Here is a 20,585-nt window from a genome sequence, read left to right as displayed (position 1 = left end):
AATCGAGGTATAGTTGGTGTAAAGAGCGGCTATATTATGCTTGACGAACCGCTGTATACGAGACCCGTACGTACAGTGGTGTGAGAGGCGCACCGTGAGCTTATGGCTCACGGCCGTCTACTCGATTATTAATGGAGGCTTAAAACTTCGGCTATTATAAATGAAAATTTCGGCATTTTAAACCAACCTGTTTGGTTTAAAATGCCGCATTTCATCATGAATCAGTTATCAGTATTTTGATTACTTATTCGAAATGAAAATAAAATCACCACCTTCATCACCAGCTCCCATGATTACGCCATCTTGAGGAACAGTAAGACTATTGTTTAAAACACTTTTTCTAATACTAGTGAACAGTTCGGTAGAAGGTAGGTATTTAGTATCATTTTCCTCTAAATATTTGGATAAATATTTAAAGAAAACAGACTTATCGGGTACTGTAGATAAAGTTCCAGAACTAATTGCTCTTCTACTTTGCATACGGTACAAGAGTTGAATACTTGTAGTGGCGTCTCTTAAATCTTCAACACCTCTTGTTTTAAATATTCCGCCACTAAAACATGCGTCAGATATCAATAAAGTATGTGCTGTTGAGATAGCTCTAATTTGCTCTTTCAAGTCACTATTTGAAAGCCAATAGGAGGGATTGTTCTTTTCAACATCAACTGGCCACCAGTATCCTTGCTCCACTGCCGAATCCCAGTAACCATGACCTGCATAGAAAATCAGTAGATTATCATCTTGATTTAGTTTTAATCGCAGTTCATAAAGTGCCGTTAAAATTTGAGATCGAGAAGCGTTGGTCAAGGTGTTTATGTTTTCTTCCTCAAAAGTATATTTACTGATCAAAATGTTTTTCAATTTCAATACATCTTCAATTGGCTTTTCAAGATTAAGCGATTGATCCTTATAAACGTTATTTCCGATTAATAGAGCATGATATTGGCCTTTCGGTGAAACGTAATTATTTGCTTCAGCTTCCTGCCTTGCTAAACGACTGAATTCTTGCCTAGGAGTCGATTTTTGAAACCATTGGTCAGCTATTCTTTCGTTTACCTCGATCATGGAGATTTGCTTACTTTCCTGATTTTGAACAATTATCCTTCCTGGGAAAGGACTAACAGAAATTTTGAATAAGTCAGAAGGCTTATCTGGTACTAGTTCAGGTATATAAAGAGGAGCGGTATAGCTACCATCCTTTTCAATCTGAATATAAAAGTAGGAATCGATTTTATCCTTATTTTTTAGTGCGCCTACAATGAAAGCGGACTTGTTTAAGGGAAATATTTGATTGATTCGGTCAAATTCATCAATTTTAATTGATTTTTCCAGTGTTTCTTTTTGTGCATCATAAATAAAAAGTTCATTAGCCGAAAGACCGTAAGCTGTGGTGTAAAATTTCAGACCGTCTACTGAAATATTTGGTGGGGAATGTTTAAATTCTCCTCTCAAGTTTTTTAGTATTTCTGTAGGTAGACTCCATTTATCATCAGCTAATTTTGAGAATAGATAAGCTCTATTTTCCTTGCCTTCAGTGATGAGTACTATTAATTTCTTGTAGTCTATTGAAAAAAGTAGATGTTTATGTTGATTTGATAGACTATTTATTAATTGAGTGAGTGAATTTTCTTCTTCAAGCCAAACATCATTTTGATAAATGTATCGCTTTACAGTATTATAGTCGTTGATGACGGATAAGGCCAAGAGCGAAGAATCTGGCATTAAGTTGACATCCCCTATATATTCATTTTCCTGTAGACCTTCTAGCTTGATAGATTGTGCCGATATTGAATAATTAATAAACAGCAAGAGAAATATAGTATAGACATTTTTTTTCATCTTTTAAAGATACATAATTTACCAATAATCCTTATACTGCTCGAGTATTGGGATATTTTTTTATTTATAGAATATTTCTATTCTTTATTTCTTTACTACTTTAGCAATTCATAGATTTCAAAATAGATGACTTTAAAAGAAATATTAGTAGGTTTTGGTAATGCGATGTGGGGTACGCCCCTTTTATTATTGTTAATGGGAGGAGGACTTTTTTTCCTCTTGTATTCCCGATTTCTTCCTTTTCGCTACTTAAAACACGCGATTCAAATTCTAAGAGGTAAATATGATAAAGACCAAAGTGAAGGAGATATCAACCATTACCAAGCACTTTCTACTGCATTAGCAGCCACAGTAGGAATGGGAAATATTAGTGGTGTGGCGGTAGCCATTACTATGGGAGGTCCTGGTGCTATATTTTGGATGTGGGTAAGTGCATTTGTTGGAATGGCTACTAAATTTTTTACTTGCACTTTAGCTGTAATGTACAGAGGGAAAGATTCCCTAGGACATCTGCAAGGTGGTCCCATGTATGTGATTCGAGAAGGTTTAGGCAAAAAATGGCAACCTTTAGCTGTTTTATTCTGTGTGGCCGGTATGTTTGGAACTATCCCTAGTTTTCAATCTAATCAGTTGACGGCTGCAATAGGAGAAGGGCTATTATTACCAATGGGAATTGAACTCACTTTTGGAATAAAATTAACCATCGGCATAATTTTAGCGATCATTGTGGCTATGGTGATTTTAGGAGGTATTAAAAGAATTGGAACTGTAGCAGGACGTATGGTTCCTCTTATGGTAGGGATTTATGTAGTTTCAGTTATCGCAATTTTGGTATTGAATTATGAATTAGTACCTCAATATTTAAAACTTATTTTTGTAGATGCATTTACGGCTAATTCAGTTTTAGGTGGAGCAGTTGGAGCTATAGTGGTTGCTGGGGCAAGAAGAGCGGCTTTCTCAAATGAAGCAGGGATAGGAACTGCCCCTATGGCACATGGTGCTGCTAAAACTAATGAACCCGTTCGTGAAGGTTTAGTTGCTATGATGGGACCGGCTATTGATACTATTATTGTTTGTACTATGACTGCACTAGCTATTTTGATTACAGGAATATGGCAAGATCATACGGAAGGCATAAGCGGAGTAACCTTAACCATTAAAGCTTTTGATGATTCTCTGTGGGGTGGAAGGTATTTGTTAGTTTTAGCATTATTTATTTTTGCTATTACCTCTCTCTTTAGCTATTCTTATTATGGTGGTAAATGTTTCTCCTATTTATTTGGAGCCCAACATGTTCGTTGGTATCAGTATTTTTATATTGGAATGGTGATTTGGGGATCAATTGCTTCTCTTGGAGCAGTTATAGGTTTAATTGATGGAATGTATGCTTTGATGGCATTTCCAACTATGATATCAGCATTTATCCTAGCCCCTAAGGTGATGAAGGCGGCTAAGGTTTATTTTGCTAAGGATGATTTAAAACAAAAAAGGGAGCATTAAACAGTCTCCCTTTAATAATTTAATAGACCATTATTAGATTTTATTCCGGACAAGTAATTGAGCTAAATTGTGGGTTCCCAGTATTATCAACTGTCATTCTCCAACAATTTCCATCTGGTGAAGTCATAATTACACCACTGGATGCATCTTCAATATAAATATCACCATTAGTAACTTGTAATTTTGATTTTGGGATTGTAGTCCCTATGCCCACATTTCCGTTTTCAGCAATTCTCATTCTCTCTAGTCTTTGAGTTGAACCAATATCGGTGGTGCCAAATTTGATGTAGCTGGATGATCCATTACTTCCAGATTCCTTTCCAGAAAAGAATTCTATAGCGGTTGAAACCTCGTAGTCATTATTAAAGTAACTACTACCGTAAAATCCCGAAATTCTTTGCTCCGGGCCAATATTGGTAGGGTTGTCCACTGTACCACCAGATCTTAGTCCTACAAATGAAGCTACAGATTCGAAATCATTATTTGCCGCATAGGCAGCAATTCTGCTGTAATTATCATTTTTTAATGTAATCATATTTTCGTTTTGACCTGACCCCACTAATTCAATTGGTTCATTAATTTCTTTATTAAAATCAATCAATTCTCCATTTTGATAGATCTCGCTTACATTTAGGGTTCCATTTACCTCTAAATCATAATTAGGCGTATTAGTTCCAATTCCCACATTTCCGTTTTCAGCAATTCTCATTCTCTCAAGTCTTTGAGTTGAACCAATATCGGTGGTGCCAAATTTGATGTAGCTGGATGATCCATTACTTCCAGATTCCTTTCCAGAAAAGAATTCAATAGCGGTTGAAACCTCGTAGTCATTATTAAAGTAACTACTACCATAAAATCCTGAAATTCTTTGCTCTGGACGAATATTGGTAGGATTGTCCACTGTACCACCCGATCTTAGTCCTACAAATGAAGCTACTGATTCTAAATCATTATTTGCCGCATAGGCAGCAATTCTGCTGTAATTATCATTTTTTAATGTAATCATATTTTCATTGGAACCGTTGCCATTTATTTCCATACTTTTTCCAGTAAAATTCCCCGTTGAATTAGAATGAATAGCATATGGAACGGACATTAATTGCGTGAGAGCAATAGTCTCATATTCAGTACCTCCTGTTGCATCCAATGAGGTCTGTATAAAATGATTAGTATTCCCCCAATCAATATTTAAGAAATCACCTGAACTTGTTGTTCCTTGTCCAATAATTAAATGAACCATTCCGTTTTCGTCTGTTTCTATAAGATGATTTTCAGAGTATATAATGGGGCCTGACTCAGATTCCGAAATTATTTCGATTAAAATATTAACCTCCGAAGAAGTTAGAATTCCCCCATCGTTATTTCGAATTAGGGCTTGATAATTGAACCCTTCAGGAGCTTGAGCAAATAGTGTGCTTGTAAATAGCGTAAATATTAAACTAGTGTAAAATTTTCTCATCATTTTTTAAGTATTTTGAATGTTTTAGTATTATAGTTTTTGTTTGAAATGGATATAAAATATATACCATTTTCTAACTCACCTATTGAGATTTGAGTAAGAGAATTTAATTGGTTTTTATTAGATGTCTTTAACACTGCTCCTGATGAATTGATTAATTGAATTTCAGCATTATTAATTTTTTCTTTGAAGATTATATTAACATGATCATTAGCAGGATTAGGGTAAATTGATAAATGAAAATCATTATAACCTTGGTTTGCCGTTATATTATCTTCTTGTTCAATTATTGAAATAACTTCCGCTAAACTGCCATTGGTAATATTTGCATTTGCACTGACAAAAACATCACCCACAGACCATGTGATTTTATGATTTGTTATCTGATTAGAATTTCCTGCAGAATTTATAGATTGGGAATATCCAAAATTTATAAAGGGTATTGTAAGAAAGAGTAAAATTAGATTTTTGTAGTCCATTATTTATTAATTTTAGTTGAAAACTAAATAATAAACTAAAATTAACAAAACAAAATCTAAGTTATTAGTTACTTTTAAATGTTTAAAGATTTTAAGATAAAATTTTTATTATTAATAAGTATTGTTGGTTTAAAGGGTTATGATAACTTACAAGCAGTTAATTTAGGTGTTTTTTTGCTCCTAAAGTCATAAAGGATTCGAAGATTTATTTTGCAAAGGAAGATTTATGATTGGATAGAAAGTTAGTCTTCCAGTATTTCTCTTAAATTAGTTTGTGTTATAGAATAAAAATTTAATTGTTTTTGATAAAAAATATCTTTATAAAACTCATCTTCATTAATTAGTAAATCAACAGACTTTAAGATTCTATCTTTTATACTTGAAAAATTCACTTTAAGATCAACCGATAATTCTGGGGTTCCGAGGTCATCCATAAAAAACTTCATTTTATTATGGGTAGAGAGTGTAATGATTTTACAATTTAAACCAAATGGTATCATTTGAGCATGGCCTCTCATACCTATTACGATTTCCATTTCATTATAAAATTGGTACACTTCATTAGGCGTCATAAACTGTAATACATGCGTTTGATAAGAAACATTATGTTTATCCAATAAGATTCTGAATTTATTATCTTCTTGCAAATGGCCTGTTAGTTGAATTCTATAGCCCATTTTTTCTAATTTTTTTAAAGCCAACGCAACCTGATCTAGGATTTCGTAAATATTTGAACCAAATCTTTTTTCATATCTATCAAAAGCCATATTGATAGAAATATTTTTCGATTTTAATTTTGCTGGCAGCTTAGGATTCAGTTGTCTTATAACAGTCGTGGTACAGGGTTGAAAAACAATTTTATCTCTTAAGTTTTTATCTATTAAGTTTTTAACTGCTTTAATACTACCTGAATTTCGCAGGCCTACAAATTTAGCTTTCCTCACGATTGCATTTAAATTACTAATAAAAAATTCGTTTGGAGTCTGTCCTGGAAAGTAATTATAACCAACTGCAAATAATGAAATTGGAGAGGTTATTTGTTCGAGTAAATCAGCACTAATTGGCCACTGCCATCCGCTTTTGTCATTTTTATTGGTATCAGGAAGAAATAAGCCACCGCCACCGATAATGATATGTTCTGATTTATTATAATGTGCTATTGTTTTTGATGTAACATCTTCTGTTACTTTGTTTAATTGCCATTGTATGGAATTTCTTTGATTGAAAGTATCCCTTACTGTTTTAGATAAAACAGTATCACCGGCATTCTCCCATCCTCTAAAATAGGTGAGGTGCTGAAATAATTTTTTTCCACCCTTATTTTTTTCTTTTCTTACGTAATTAAATTCTTTTAATGCATATTTTCCAAAATAGGCTGCTTTTTGAATGTAATCGTTTTTCTCTGTAAACAATCGAAAACCAAATTCCTTAAGGTCTATTTTCTTCTTAATTTTTAGGGATGGGGTGACTTTTATTAAGTTTTTAACTAATGCTGCTTTTCTTTTATACTTATTAAAGACAGTTTTATTGAATTCGGGCTTTTCATTTTTAGCCACTACGTAAAGAGCAGCACCATAATATCCTATTTTTTCTATTTTAAAATATTGAGAGAAAAGATAGTAAACACTAGCGGCATTAAAATACTGTAAATGTGGTTCCCAATAAGTATTTTTTAAATCACCCCATGAAAATATCTCCATAGAAGGGAATTCATGTAAAATGGTAGCACCCTCTTTCGCTAAATCTTTTAGTCGACTCAAAAAGTCATGTGGATTAGGTACATGCTCTATTACATGAAAAGAACAAATAAAATCAAATTTTTGGGTAGCTTGATAATCCTCCAACATCACAGCATTTTGACGAAATCCATATTGATTTTGAGAAAAATCTGCAAAGGTTTTATCGGGTTCCACTCCCTCTACATTTGCTCCATGTAATTTCAAAATATGCAAGAATGAACCAATTGAGCTACCTATTTCAAGGGCGAAGCCCATTTTTTTAGGTAAAAAGTCATTATAGAAATCAAATCTTTTTAGTGCCCTTTTATCCAGCTCCTTGATTTTGGAAGCAGATGGAGAAGTACTATCTCTAAATTTTTCTGAAAATTCTCCACTTGAATAAATATCAGTATCTTTTCTTGGAATCTGTTCTATATGATTACAATCAGCACATTTCTTAAATGAAAGCGGAAAATCATCCCTTGTTATATGCTCAAAAATTTTAATGTTTCTGCTTCTGCAAATGATACAATTACTCATGAAAATTGCTTTAAAATATGTTCATCCACGAATTCGCGAAATGCACCGTTTCCGCCAGATTTCTGGAGTTTAATTATGTTGGGAATAGCCTTGATTTTTGAAACGGAATTTGAAGGACATGCAGCTAAGCCTACCATCTGCAATACTTCTTCATCATTAATATCATCCCCAATATATGCTATTTCATCTGCTTTTATTCCGGTTTCTTGTATTATTGTTTGAAGCTGTGCAATTTTATTTTTTATGCCATGAAACTGGAAGTCTAATTGTAGCTTTTGAGCTCGTTTTCTATTCAATACAACATCCTCAGCGGTCATGATTCCTGTTTTTATTCCATTGTTTCTTAGAAGTTCAAATCCTTTACCATCATAAGTAGAAAACTTCTTAAGTTCATCTCCATTTTCAGAGTAATACATTCCTGCATCGGTAAGTACCCCATCTACATCTGACAAAACAAGCTTAATGGGGCTTTTGTTCTTTTGAGATATGTTGCCATATTTTAATATAAGCTCTTCAGCAATCTGCCAGTCCCAGGGTTCATCCAATTCCAGTTGGGTATATTCAGGCATTTCATAAACCCCTATTTTACCTGAGAGTCGATTTTTATTTTTAATTATGTTTCCAACAGAATTGATATAAAAAGCACCGTTTTCAATTAAGTTTCCTTTAAAATCTTGTCTTCTAGGTCTGTTTCTGTAATCATAATTGATTGGCTTTCCATCTTCATCCCAGAAAAATCTTTTTATTCTGGCACATGTCAGCAAGGAGTCAAAATCACCTTTTTTATATAATTTTAGGGCCTCATCAAAATTTGTTGAACTAGTAAAGGGAGAAGTAGCCTGTACTAATATAAATATATCATTATTCTGAAGTGAGGCTTCCTGAATATATTCCAACATCACACTTTCAGTAGAAGATTGATCAGCTGCATTTTCTTTTTTTCTACTATAAACTTTTACTTTTGAAAATTCGAAAGAGTTCACTACGGATTCAATCTCTTCACTATCTGTAGCAATTACCACTTCATCTACTAATAAGCTTTCCTGCAATGCCTTAGACACATAATAAACAAGCGGTTTACCATTAAGTAATTTAATGTTTTTTAAAGGAATTGATTTGCTTCCTCCTCTTACCGGTATAAAAGCTATTTTTTTCAATTCCTAAATTTTAATTTATTGCGTTGAACTTCTTCTATTGGTAGAATCTCAGTTGGTTTATAGGTCAATGATTTATATGCAGCATGTAAATCTCTCACTAATTTTTTCATTCCTGTAGGTTCAAGTGAAGCCGCATGATCTGTCCCTTTCCAGGTTCTATCTTTTGTAAAATGTCTTTCAATCCACATACCCCCTAAAGTATAGGCTGCAATATCCACTGCAATACCTAAATGATGTCCTGAAAATCCTATTTCAGCAACTCTATCCCCAAATGTTTCATAAATTCTATTGATTTCCAGCATGCATATATCCTCAAAAGGAACAGGATAACCTGAGGTGCAATCATAAATGACTAATCGGTTTTTTGCCTGATCAGTTTCTTCAAAGAAAGACACTATTTCTACTTCCTCTTTATGATTTGTCATCCCAAAGGATATGTGCACTTGACCTTTGTATTCATCCCTTAATACTTTTAATAAATCAAAATAATTATTACATGCTGAAGGTACCTTAATGTAATCTGGCTTTAAGGAAATAATTTCTTTTGCTGATGTAACATCCCAAACTGAAGTAGCATACCCGACACCAATTTTCTCGCAGTATTTTTTCAGTTCAGCATGCTGCTCAACGGAAAACTCTAAATATTCTCTATGGGCACCATAAGTTTCGCCATAAGAATTGGCTGGATTAGGGTGTGGTGCTTCATATTGATCTTTAGATAATAATTCTTTATTGTTTCTTTTTTGAAATTTGGCGTAGTCAGCTTTGCATTCTTTAGCCAAATCAATCAATTCTTTTGCTATTTCAAAGTCGCCTTTATGATTACAGCCTATTTCAGCAATAGTTTTAGGCACTTTATATTTAAAATTAAATCCTTTATTCATTTCTTATACGTTTTTCAAATAATTTTCAATGTTTCTTCTCTCAAAAGCATCAATGAAAGAATCTTCCGTTCCATTATAAATCTTCACATTCATACTATCAGCATATTCCTTGATAATAAAATAACCATAAAAGGCTAAAGTAAATTTACTTAATACCTCATAAAGGTTTCTGCTTCCTTTTCCTCTTTTATCCAAAGGCTTTGCTTTTGATGTATCTTTATCATAAAAATGTTTTTGATTTAGTAGCACTTCATTATTTTGAGTTACTGTTAAATCTCTTAACCAGGTATGCCCAACTCCTAACAATAAGATATCCTTTACATTTGGCTGAAGGCACAAACTTAAACAAGGAATCATAACATTATGGGGCCTTGGCATTCCTATTTGATTTCTGTAGCAAAGATAATTAAAGCTTTTTATACCTTCCACTGCATTATTGTTGTAATATTTAATTTTTATATGGGGATTTCCCTTAAGGTGATTTTGCCACCTCTTGTATTTCCTTGCTTCAAATGGTATAAATAAAAAAAATTCCCATTCCGTTTTTTTAGCAATATTCTTAAATAATTTATTGCTGTTATCAACAAATTCTTGATCAATATCATCTAGCCATAAATCAGGAGCACCTGTGACATAAAAATTAGGTTTTATAATCTCAAATTGATCAGTAGAAGGGAAGTGGTTAACACAAATCACTTCTGTCTGACTTGGAATTTTGTCTATTCCTTTTAGCTCATAAACTAATGAAGGGCCATTTCCCAATACAATGAAATGTTTTTTAGTAGTGAAGTCATTAATTTTTGCTCCTTTTTTTCTTACTAAAATAAAAATTTTAAGAATAGAGAAAGCAGTAAGAAATATATTTTCAATGGCAATTTGGATTGACGTTTTAAAAATATTCATATAGTTAAACTATTCTTTTTTTTCAGCATGCCTTTTAGAACCCAAAATCTAAATTTAATCAACATGGAAGCAGCAGAAAATCTACCTTTGAACAAATATATAAAGAACAAGAGTATTGTAGCAGTAATTTTAATTAACTCACTAAGTATTTTATTAATCCATTTGGTTTTTCCAGCTCTTTTTAGTCTTTTTATTTCACTACTACCAACACCTATTCCCAAACCTTTTATGTATTTCATTGTCAATCTTTTTTCTGGAATTATATGATCAACTTTCACTTTTGGTACATAATGAATTATTTCTTTATGTTTCTTTAACCTTAAAAACAGTTCTTTTTCTTCTCCTCCTTCTAGTACATCTCCTCGTCTGCCCAAATCGGTATTAAAAAGACCGTATTCTTTAAAAACCTTTGATCGGAATGCCATATTGGCTCCGATAGGGAATTTTCTGCCTTTAAATTTTTTAGGAGCGTTTCCCATATCTAGAGCAGCAACCAAAGTTAAAAGATATTTTGACATCCATTTTGGTTCCTTTACTTCATAAACTGGTAAAATTTTACCTCCAATAGCACTCACAGCCTGATTTTCATCAAAATAGTTTTTTGTTTCCTTGATGAAATTATAATCCACAAAAGCATCATCATCAATAAAACTCAATATTTCTCCTTTTGCCTCTTTAATGCCCCTATTTCTAGCATGAGTTAGACCCTTATTTTTTTCACTAAAGTATTTTACAACCAATTGAGGATTTAATTTAATAAAATCCTTAGCAATATTAGCTGTGCTATCAGTACTATTATTGTCAATGATTAATACTTCAAAATTGTTATTATCAGCTGATTGGTTAGCTAAGTACTTTAGGCAATAAGGTAAATATTCTTGCCTGTTATAGGTACAAACTATTACGGATATCAAGCTTCCTCTTGTTTAGATCGTTTCGAAATAAATGAATAAACAATTCCTCCAATTACAACTATTATCAATATAATAGACCCAATCCACATAATAGTATTCCCGGTAAAATAAGCAGCAGGCTTAAACTCAAATCGGATTTCATGTTGACCGGCAGGAATCTCTAATGCTCTAAGTACATAATTTGCTTGTAAAATATCAGTTTCATTTCCATCAATAAAAGCTTTCCAACCTATTGGGTAATAGATTTCTGAAAATAATGCTAAGCCTTTTTCCGTACTATTAGATTGATAGACCAATTCATTTGGAGCATAGCTTTTCAAATTAATGTTTCCTTTTGATAAAGTTCCCTGTGAAATATCAAATCGGCTTTCATTGATAACAGCTGTTTGATCTGGATTGATTTGACCCAAAGATTCAATTTCCTCATCCGGATTATTTACAGCTTCGATATTTTCAACAAACCAAGCATTGCCATAAATACTATTGTTTTGAATAACTTGTCCAGCTTGATTGCCAAATTTGATATACTTAGTATTTAACATATTGAGTACTCCAAATTCACTTAAATCAGTATCTCCACTTCTTAATTTTTCAATTAGGCCATTCATTTCTTGTTGAATATGCATACTGATTAAGTCTTGATAGCGTCTCATTTTTGCGCCATGATACCCTCCAATACTAGAATGGTAATAAGAGGTCTTAGCTTCATTAAATGGGTTCTGCAAGTTTAGAACTCGATAATGAGCATCATCTTGCAATATTTTTTGATCTGCCTCGGTTTTTTGGAAGAAACTTCCCTTTACGTCTTTTTGAAAATTCTCGTCATTTAAATAGCGCTTATCCACAGGAATAAAATCAATCAATAAAGCTGCAATAAATAATCCGATGGCTAAACTTTGTTTTAATTTTCCAGCTTTCCAGAAATATAAAACTCCACCTCCTAAAACAATGAAGAAAAATGAGCGGAATGCGTCAATTCTAAACATGGAAGCTCTATGTTCTCTGATTAACTCAACTAACCATGCTTGTTGATCACCTAATTGGGCATCCACAGCTCCTCTAAATCGCATCATAAAGGATGCAACTACCATTAGAAGGCAAAGTCCAGCGGAAATACCTAAAGCAGTTAACAGCTTCTTTTTACTTTCTTTCCAGTCGGATTCTATCAATTTTTTAACTCCTAAAAATCCTAGTAGCGGCATGGTTAAGAAAGGAATGGCCACTGTCATAGAAACAGACCTGAATTTATTATAGCCTGGGAAATAGTCGAACATAAAGTAATTAAATGCTTCAAAGTTTTTTCCCCATGACAAAACTATTCCTAAAATGGAGGCTGTAATTAACCACCACTTTTCAGGCCCTTTTACCAGAATAATACCTAAAATGAAAAGGAATATGACAATAGCTCCCATATAATAAGGACCACTTGTGAATGGCTGATCTCCCCAGTAAGTTGGTACGTTCTTTACAAAAGATCTCACTTGACCACTTCCTGCTCCTCTTTGTTTTAGACCCTCTGCCAAATCTGAACTCATAGAAACTTCTTCCTGACTAGCCCCGCCATAAAAGTTCGGTATTAAAAAGGTGAAAGGTTCCCAAATTCCATTGCTCCATGAAAAAGCATAATCTCTATCCAGTCCTCCAGATGATTCTGTATTTGAAGTTAATTCAGCTGGGCCTCTAATAGAATATTTACCATATTCATAAGCTGTCCATATTTTACCAACATTGGTACTAACGCCTAACAAAACAGCCAAAACTAAAACTCCAATTGCTTTAAAGAATTCAGGTAATGTTTTATTTCTAATTGCATTTATTAATTTGAAAAGCCCAAATACTAAAACAATCAGCAGTAAATAGTAAGTTACCTGTAAGTGATTAGACCTAATTTCCATTGCCATGGCAAGTGCAGTCAAGATAAAAGCCCAGAGATATTGTTTTCTAAAGGCTAAAATAATGCCTCCCAAAACTGCAGGCATCCATGAGATAGCTGCTACTTTCCATATATGTCCTGCTTCAACTGATATAAGGAAAAAAGTATTTAAACCGTAGGCTATTCCTCCCCCAATTGCCAAATAAGGATTGACTCTAAATACTAGGAGAAGAATATAAAAACTTAACATTGCCAGAAAAGTATGACTTGCAGGACTTGGTAACCAAAGACTGACAGCTTTATAGACATAATAAGTTAATTCACCTGACCATTGTACATTGATTAAATAAGCTGGCATTCCACTAAACATACTATTAGTCCATAAGGCTTCTTCACCTGTTTCAGCTCGAAAATCAATTATTTCTTGATTGGCACCTGCACCTTGTAGAATATCATTTTGATTAAGCCCTTTATTTTCCATAAAAATGGGCCAGTACATAATTAGATTGATTATGATAAATATAACTACAGCAACAATATGGGGAATAGCATTTTTAAAATTCATGTTTCTATGGTTTTTGGAAATACAATAATAGTTATTTCTTATCCCTGTGCCAAGATGAAAGTATTGAAAGCTGTAAAATTACTGTCTATTATTATTGATTTAGAAAATAAAATCTAAATAACTAAATTGTAATCATAATCTAACAACAATAACAATATGAAACCATTTTTTCTACTACCGATTTTTATTTTTAGCCTAATGTCATGTCAAGCTCAAATTCCTGATAAGGAAGGACAAATTGCAGCTGCTGTTCAAGCCGCACCGCCTGAAAAACAGGAGGGAGCCACTGTATACGGTTTTGATGAAGATGGTAACAAGGTTCTATTGCGAGAAGGGACAAATGAACAAATCTGCATTGCGGATGATCCTAATAAAGAAGGATTTAGCGTTGCCTGTTATCATAAAGATTTACAGCCTTTCATGCAGAGAGGTGATGAATTGAGAGCAGAAGGCAAAAGACCAGATGCTATTTTTCAAATTAGAGAGGAGGAAGCAAAATCAGGTAAACTGAAAATGCCTGAAAATCCAACTACTCTTCATGTTTTATCAGGAAAAGAGGGGAAATATAATGTTGAGACTGGTAAAGTTGAAAATGCTAATTTGCGATATGTTGTTTATATTCCATTTGCCACAGCAGAATCAACAGGCTTGCCAATCAGACCATTAGTGCCTGGTGGAGCATGGATTATGGATCCTGGAACACACAGAGCGCATATTATGATTACACCTCCGAATGATTAGTTGATTACTCAAAAACACTCATAAACCTGTCAGGTTTAATTAAATAAATTGCACCACATTTATCAATTTGCGTAGTAAGATAATCTGTGAAACCTGACAGGTTTTGAATTGCAAACTTTATGAAATGGGTTATCGTATCCATGGTCGGTGGCACACCGACCACCTCTCATATGTAGCTATCTTTTCTGCTTTCGGTCGGTGAGCCACCGACCGAGGCTGTCATTTAAGCAATTAGCTGGCAAAGATTGTTAAATAGTGGAAAAAAGAAAGCTAGAAAAGTAAAAGTAAGGAACATTACCTCTAGAGATATTCTATTGATAGAATCATCAAAAATAAACACAAAAAAAGGTTGAGCTATTCAAAACTCAACCTTTTTCAATTCTTTTAGAATAAAGTTCTATCCTTTATAAGTCACTTTGTAAATCAAACCAGCTAAATCATCAGAGATTAGCATTTCACCTTTATCATTTAATATTACATCTACTGGTCTTCCCCAAGCATCTTGTTCTTCGTGGTTTAACCAACCATCAATAAATGTTTCATAAGTAGGTTCTCCATCAGTTGTATTGCTTATCATTTGTATTCTGTAACCAATCTTTTCAGAACGGTTCCAACTTCCATGCTCAGCAATAAAGATTTGATTTTTATATTTTGCTGGGAATAAATCAGCAATGTAGAATTTGATTCCAAGAGGAGCCACATGCGGACCAAGATTTCTATAAGGTTCTTTAAATTCATCACAATCCCTCTTATCACCAAATTCAGGGTCTTGAATAGTCCCACCATGGCAAAATGGATATCCAAAATGCTGTCCTTTTTCAGTGGCTACATTTAATTCACAAGGAGGAATATTGTCGCCCATCAAATCTCTACCATTATCAGTAAAATATAAATCTTGTGTTTCAGGATGCCATGTAAAGCCAACGGTATTTCTTACACCATGAGCATATACTTCCATGCCAGTTCCGTCAGGATTAATGCGAGTGATACTTGCATAAACTGGCTTATCTGGATTATTACAAATATTACAAGGAGCGCCAACTGGAACATATAATTTCCCGTCAGGGCCAAAAGCGATATATTTCCATCCATGGTGCTTATCGGTTGGGTATTCGTCAAAAATCACTTCATATTCAGGATTCTCTAAATTATTTTCAATATCAGCAAATTTTAGGATACGGTTTACTTCCGCTACATATAAGTCACCATCTTTGAAAGCGACTCCATTGGGCATATTTAAGCCTTCCGCTAAAATATAATTTTTATCTGCTTTGCCGTCACCATCAGTATCTTGAACAGCATACACTTTATCTTCACCTCTGTTACCAACAAATAAAGTCCCGCTCTCGGATAATGCCATTGAACGTGCATTTTCTACTTCCGCGTAAATAGAAATTTCAAAACCTTCAGGAAGATTTAAAGTGGAAAGTAGGCTGTCTCTAGCAATTTTAGTTGAATCAGAAGTTTGAGTTTTTGCTTCTGTTTCAGTTTTCTTTTCCTCTGTACTACCTCCACATGCAATGATTATTGCTATGGCGATAATGGGAAATATTAGTTTTAGGTGTTTCATATATTTAGTTTTAGTGAATTGGTTTTGTTGGTTATCCTTATGAACCTTTATCTTGATTTGTTGTTTTGATAATTCGATTTATAAAATATTTTTTTAAGCATTTTCAATTTCTTCAGTTAAATCAGTTGAGTTACGTTGCCCAAGCATAGAAACATTACATTTAGCAAGTAATTCTAAAAAATCTACACGTAATATGCCTAATACCTTTGCAGCAATTCCAGATGACACTTTCCCCAGTTCAAAAAGTTTGACCAATGAACTGGTTTTCATTTCAGACTTAAAATCTACATCACTTAACTTTAAAGAATTTGCTAGTGATTCAGGGTATTCGATATTTATCATAGCTTTATTTTTCATTACTTTAAATTCCTGTCCCCCATTTTGGTGTTTTCACCAAAACAATTCTAATTTGTCTCTTTTAAGGCTTTTAGGTGAAAACACCTAAAAGTTGGGTGAGATGAGGGTTGATATCTTTCAAACCAGTAGTTGTAAAATAATTTAATTAACCTCCTCATCCTCTCTCATCAATTTCTCTAAAATCTGAGTAGCGGCTTTAGCTATATTCGTTCCTGGACCAAAAACTGCACTTACCCCCGCCTCATATAAGAAATCATAATCTTTAGGTGGAATTACGCCACCTGCAATGACCATAATATCTTCTCTACCGATCCTTTTTAATTCGTTGATTAATTTCGGAATTAGCATTTTATGTCCAGCTGCTAAGCTTGAAGCACCGACTATGTGTACATCATTCTCTGCTGCTTGCATAGCTGATTCTTCAGGAGTCTGGAATAGTGGTCCTATATCCACATCAAAGCCCAAATCAGCAAAGCTGGTTGCAATGACTTTGGCTCCTCTATCGTGTCCATCTTGTCCCATTTTGGCAATCAAAATTCTAGGTCTTCTGCCTTCTAATTCAGCAAAATCGTTTGCTAATTTTTGGGCTTTTTTAAAGTCATCGCTATTGCCTGCTTCTCCAGAATAGACTCCCTGAATGGAGCGAATAGTTGCTTTATGTCTTCCAAATGATTTTTCCATAGCATCTGAGATTTCACCTAATGTAGCTCTTTTTCGGGCTGCTTCCACAGCAAATTCCAATAAATTGCCTTTTCCTGACTTGGCACATTCGGCCAAATTATCTAGGGCAGTTTGAACTTCGGAATCATTTCTATCGGCTTTCAATTTTTCAAGTCGCTTAACCTGAGATTTTAGAACTGCTGTATTATCTACCTCACGTAATTCAATATCACTCTCTTCATCCGTCTGATAGCGATTAATTCCCACTATAACTTCCCTACCTGAATCAATTCCTGCTTGTTTTCTTGCTGAAGCTTCTTCAATCCTCATTTTAGGAAGACCGGATTCAATGGCTTTGGTCATTCCACCCATTTCTTCTACTTCCTCAATTAATTTCCAAGCTTTTTTAACCAACTGGTCTGTCAAAAATTCCACATAATAAGAACCACCCCAAGGATCAACTGTCTTGGTGATTTGTGTTTCATTCTGTAGGAATAATTGCGTGTTTCGTGCTATTCTCGCTGAGAAATCTGTAGGCAAGGCAATGGCTTCATCCAAAGCATTAGTGTGCAATGATTGCGTATGTCCCAAAACAGCGGCTTTGGCTTCTATATAAGTTCTGGCAACATTATTATAAGGGTCTTGCTCAGTTAAACTGTAGCCAGAAGTTTGACTGTGTGTTCTTAATGCTAATGATTTTGGATTTTCAGGATTGAATTGTTTGACAATCTTAGCCCAAAGTAATCTTCCCGCTCGCATTTTAGCAATTTCCATAAAGTGGTTCATGCCAATTGCCCAGAAAAAGGATAGACGAGGGGCGAATTTATCAATGGTCAAACCTGACTTTAATCCAGCTTTTATGTATTCCAAGCCATCTGCCAAAGTGTAAGCTAATTCCAAATCTGCTGTGGCACCTGCTTCATGCATATGATAACCACTGATACTGATGGAATTAAATTTTGGCATATTTATACTGGTGTATTCGAAAATATCTGAGATAATTCGAACAGATGGTGCAGGAGGGTAGATATAAGTATTCCTCACCATAAACTCCTTCAAAATATCATTCTGAATAGTACCAGAAAGTTGCTCAGGTTTTACACCCTGTTCTTCTGCTGCTACTATATAAAATGCCATGATGGGAATTACCGCACCGTTCATGGTCATAGAAACCGACATTTTATCCAAAGGAATTTGGTCGAATAGCAGTTTCATGTCCAAAATGCTATCAATGGCTACACCAGCTTTCCCTACATCTCCTTCAACACGTGGATGGTCAGAATCATAGCCTCTGTGAGTAGCTAAGTCAAAAGCTACTGAAAGTCCTTTTTGACCTGCTGCCAAATTCTTTCTGTAAAATGCATTGGATTCTTCAGCTGTAGAAAAACCTGCATATTGGCGAATAGTCCAGGGTCTTTGTACATACATGGTGCTGTAAGGGCCTCTTAAATAAGGAGCTTTTCCCGCAATAAAACCGATATGTTCAGCGCCTTCAATTGTGGAGGCATCAATTACGGGTGGAACTACAATGCTTTCAGCAGTTTTCCATTCTGGTCTTGAGTTTGCTGTACGATCCGCCTTATCTATATCTAAATTTTTAATCTTTGAAAAATCAGGTCTCATATCAGTTCTATTCCTAAGTCTTTTAATAATCGGTCTAAAAATCTTTTGGTATCCACTTTTCGGTTGATACATCCATATAAGCCAGCTTTTTGTAATTCCGCTTTATTTGGTTCTTGTCCGGCTATCAATAGAATTCCTTTATGTTTAGCAATATACTCTTCTAAATTTTCAGGGGTTTCGGCATAACATAACACTGTGATGCTTGCACTCCCATCTAACTTTATATCCCTTTCTAATTTATCTGTAAATTCCTCAGAGGAAATACCAATTCCAGCTATCCCTAAAAAGCTGTAGGCAAAATCCGATTTAGCTTTGCTGACAGGATCAGTTCCTAATAAAATGATTTGAGCCATTGGTCTGGCTTTTTCGCCTTTTTCCTCTACCAATTTCTCCACTCTATATCGCATATGCTCAATAGTAGCGGTCAGTCGTTTAGCTTCTAAGCTTTTGCCGCTTTCTTCGGTATCCAAATAAGCGCTGATTTTTTCACCTATTAATTGATAAGTATTGGCGCCTATCATTAAGTCTTTTCTAGCCCATAAATTTTGTTCTGCTTTGCCAGCATCCGTATCAATCATTTGGTGGACATTCCCGTTTTCATAATGATGATTATAGGAGCCATCTTCTTCGAATTCCGTAAATATTCTCCATGCGGAAGTTGATATCTCATGTATGATGTTTTCAATGTAATAGCTGCCTTTGGTCGGGTCAACCACCTTATCTAAGTGAGATTCTTCTTTTAGTATATTGGAAACATTTAAAGCAATTCTTTTAAAAGTTTTACTAGCTGGTTTGCCGGCAGCTTCATCATGCGGTTGAACCCATAAGCTATTACATCCGCCTAAAACAGCAACCATAGCCTCATTAGTATTACGTAAAAGATTTACATTAAAATCAAGTGCCGATTTAGTTCTGAAGCTGGTATTGCAATGAATAAATAGATCATCAGGATTTACTTTACTTTCATAAGCTTCTGCAATTTTCAACAGATTGAATTTTAAAGCTTTTAGCTTAGCGATTTCAAAAAAGAAATGACTGCCTACTGCAAGAGAAAAAACTGTGGATTTGAGAATTTGATTTAGTCCCAGTTTTAAATCGGTTAATTTATCAAAAAACTCAACCGCTTTTGAAAGCAATAAACCTGATTCATGAGTGATATTGGCACCTGAATTATGAAATAAATTGCTGCTGATGCATAATGGTTTGAAATCAGGATAATCATCTGCATGTCGGATTAATTCTGCTATACTTTCAAAGTCATTATCATTTATTCCAATAATGCCTGCATCCCTACATTCAATAATATCACAATGATAAAAGCCGCTTATTTTATGACTATCAATACCGTGGGCACTTATGAAATTTAAATATTGGGATATTAAAGAATAGAAAGGTTCGCTGGATTCAAATGAAATCATGCAGTATTCTGGCTGAATATCATTTAATAGTGTCTCCAGATTTATATCAGCTTTATCTATTACAAAAATAATCCCTTCAGCACCACCGTTTAAAGCTTCCAAAGCAGATTGGTTAGCTTCTTTTTCACTATTCACTACCACTTTGGCTTGGTTTGCCCAAAAGCGAGGAGGTAAAGCCTCATTCATCTTTTGTAATGGGTTTTGGATATTTATTTCTGAATGCTCAGAAGTATCTTTATGGTAAAAAGGCTGAATCGAAATTCCTTCAGGCGTTTTGCTTATCAGGTTTTCAAAAGGCTTGTCCTTTAATTCCTTTATGATTTGATTCTTCCAATCTATGGCAGAACTTTTTTCAAAATCGTTAAATAATTTAGTTTCGCTCATT

15 protein-coding genes are annotated in these 20,585 nt (G+C 34.2%); 2 read left to right on the top strand and 13 right to left on the bottom strand.

Annotated elements, in window-relative coordinates; genetic code table 11:
• Positions 1 to 240: 240 nt before the first annotated feature.
• Entirely contained in the window at positions 241 to 1,839 is a 1,599-nt protein-coding gene (locus ACFE0M_RS13415; RefSeq protein WP_434546286.1) for a caspase family protein, read from the bottom strand.
• Positions 1,840 to 1,965: 126 nt separating this feature from the next.
• Here ACFE0M_RS13415 and ACFE0M_RS13410 point away from each other — a divergent pair, with 126 nt between their 5' ends.
• Positions 1,966 to 3,339 (top strand): alanine/glycine:cation symporter family protein, encoded by a 1,374-nt coding sequence (locus tag ACFE0M_RS13410; protein WP_434546285.1) that lies wholly within the window; start codon positions 1,966 to 1,968, stop codon positions 3,337 to 3,339.
• Positions 3,340 to 3,379: 40 nt separating this feature from the next.
• Here the strand turns inward: ACFE0M_RS13410 and ACFE0M_RS13405 are convergent, their stop codons facing one another.
• The 8 genes from ACFE0M_RS13405 to ACFE0M_RS13370 form a co-directional block, all read right to left on the bottom strand.
• Positions 3,380 to 4,801: a hypothetical protein gene (locus ACFE0M_RS13405; protein ID WP_434546284.1), complete on the bottom strand. Its 1,422-nt coding sequence runs from the start codon at positions 4,799 to 4,801 to the stop codon at positions 3,380 to 3,382.
• Positions 4,798 to 5,277 carry a T9SS type A sorting domain-containing protein gene (locus tag ACFE0M_RS13400; protein ID WP_434546283.1) on the bottom strand — a complete coding sequence of 160 codons (480 nt, stop codon included), beginning with the start codon at positions 5,275 to 5,277 and terminating at the stop codon, positions 4,798 to 4,800. Before ACFE0M_RS13400 ends, ACFE0M_RS13405 begins: the two co-directional genes overlap by 4 nt.
• 242 nt (positions 5,278 to 5,519) lie before the next feature.
• Complete coding sequence (locus tag ACFE0M_RS13395; protein WP_434546282.1) at positions 5,520 to 7,535, bottom strand: polysaccharide pyruvyl transferase family protein; 2,016 nt, start codon at positions 7,533 to 7,535, stop codon at positions 5,520 to 5,522.
• The gene (locus ACFE0M_RS13390; RefSeq protein ID WP_434546281.1) at positions 7,532 to 8,692 is read right to left on the bottom strand and encodes a cytidylyltransferase domain-containing protein; all 1,161 of its coding nucleotides are present in this window, start codon (positions 8,690 to 8,692) and stop codon (positions 7,532 to 7,534) included. Before ACFE0M_RS13390 ends, ACFE0M_RS13395 begins: the two co-directional genes overlap by 4 nt.
• Complete coding sequence (locus ACFE0M_RS13385; protein ID WP_434546280.1) at positions 8,689 to 9,576, bottom strand: N-acetylneuraminate synthase family protein; 888 nt, start codon at positions 9,574 to 9,576, stop codon at positions 8,689 to 8,691. The genes ACFE0M_RS13390 and ACFE0M_RS13385 overlap by 4 nt, the downstream gene beginning before the upstream one ends.
• A gap of 3 nt (positions 9,577 to 9,579) precedes the next feature.
• A complete protein-coding gene (locus ACFE0M_RS13380; protein ID WP_434546279.1) occupies positions 9,580 to 10,479 on the bottom strand; it encodes a hypothetical protein in 900 nt (299 codons plus the stop codon).
• Positions 10,476 to 11,393 (bottom strand): glycosyltransferase, encoded by a 918-nt coding sequence (locus ACFE0M_RS13375; protein WP_434546278.1) that lies wholly within the window; start codon positions 11,391 to 11,393, stop codon positions 10,476 to 10,478. The genes ACFE0M_RS13380 and ACFE0M_RS13375 overlap by 4 nt, the downstream gene beginning before the upstream one ends.
• Positions 11,390 to 13,765, bottom strand: a complete 2,376-nt coding sequence (locus tag ACFE0M_RS13370; protein ID WP_434546277.1) for a YfhO family protein — start codon at positions 13,763 to 13,765, stop codon at positions 11,390 to 11,392. Before ACFE0M_RS13370 ends, ACFE0M_RS13375 begins: the two co-directional genes overlap by 4 nt.
• Before the next feature lie 222 nt (positions 13,766 to 13,987).
• On the opposite strand from ACFE0M_RS13370, the gene ACFE0M_RS13365 reads away from it, so the two are divergent.
• A complete protein-coding gene (locus tag ACFE0M_RS13365; protein WP_434546276.1) occupies positions 13,988 to 14,572 on the top strand; it encodes a hypothetical protein in 585 nt (194 codons plus the stop codon).
• A 397-nt stretch (positions 14,573 to 14,969) separates the two neighbouring features.
• Here ACFE0M_RS13365 and ACFE0M_RS13360 read toward each other — a convergent pair whose 3' ends face one another.
• From ACFE0M_RS13360 to ACFE0M_RS13345, 4 genes are all read right to left on the bottom strand, one after another.
• Entirely contained in the window at positions 14,970 to 16,142 is a 1,173-nt protein-coding gene (locus ACFE0M_RS13360) for a PQQ-dependent sugar dehydrogenase (protein WP_434546275.1), read from the bottom strand.
• 93 nt (positions 16,143 to 16,235) lie between these two features.
• Positions 16,236 to 16,499: a UPF0175 family protein gene (locus ACFE0M_RS13355; RefSeq protein ID WP_434546274.1), complete on the bottom strand. Its 264-nt coding sequence runs from the start codon at positions 16,497 to 16,499 to the stop codon at positions 16,236 to 16,238.
• A gap of 141 nt (positions 16,500 to 16,640) precedes the next feature.
• Complete coding sequence (scpA, locus tag ACFE0M_RS13350) at positions 16,641 to 18,782, bottom strand: methylmalonyl-CoA mutase (protein ID WP_434546273.1); 2,142 nt, start codon at positions 18,780 to 18,782, stop codon at positions 16,641 to 16,643.
• Entirely contained in the window at positions 18,779 to 20,584 is a 1,806-nt protein-coding gene (locus ACFE0M_RS13345) for a methylmalonyl-CoA mutase family protein (protein ID WP_434546272.1), read from the bottom strand. The genes scpA and ACFE0M_RS13345 overlap by 4 nt, the downstream gene beginning before the upstream one ends.
• Position 20,585: the final 1 nt, after the last annotated feature.

This window comes from Marivirga sp. (assembly GCF_051117495.1).
Classification (GTDB): Bacteria; Bacteroidota; Bacteroidia; order Cytophagales; family Cyclobacteriaceae; genus Marivirga.
The sequence above is the reverse complement of the archived record's forward strand: the minus strand, read 5'-3'. Positions and strand labels throughout refer to the sequence as shown.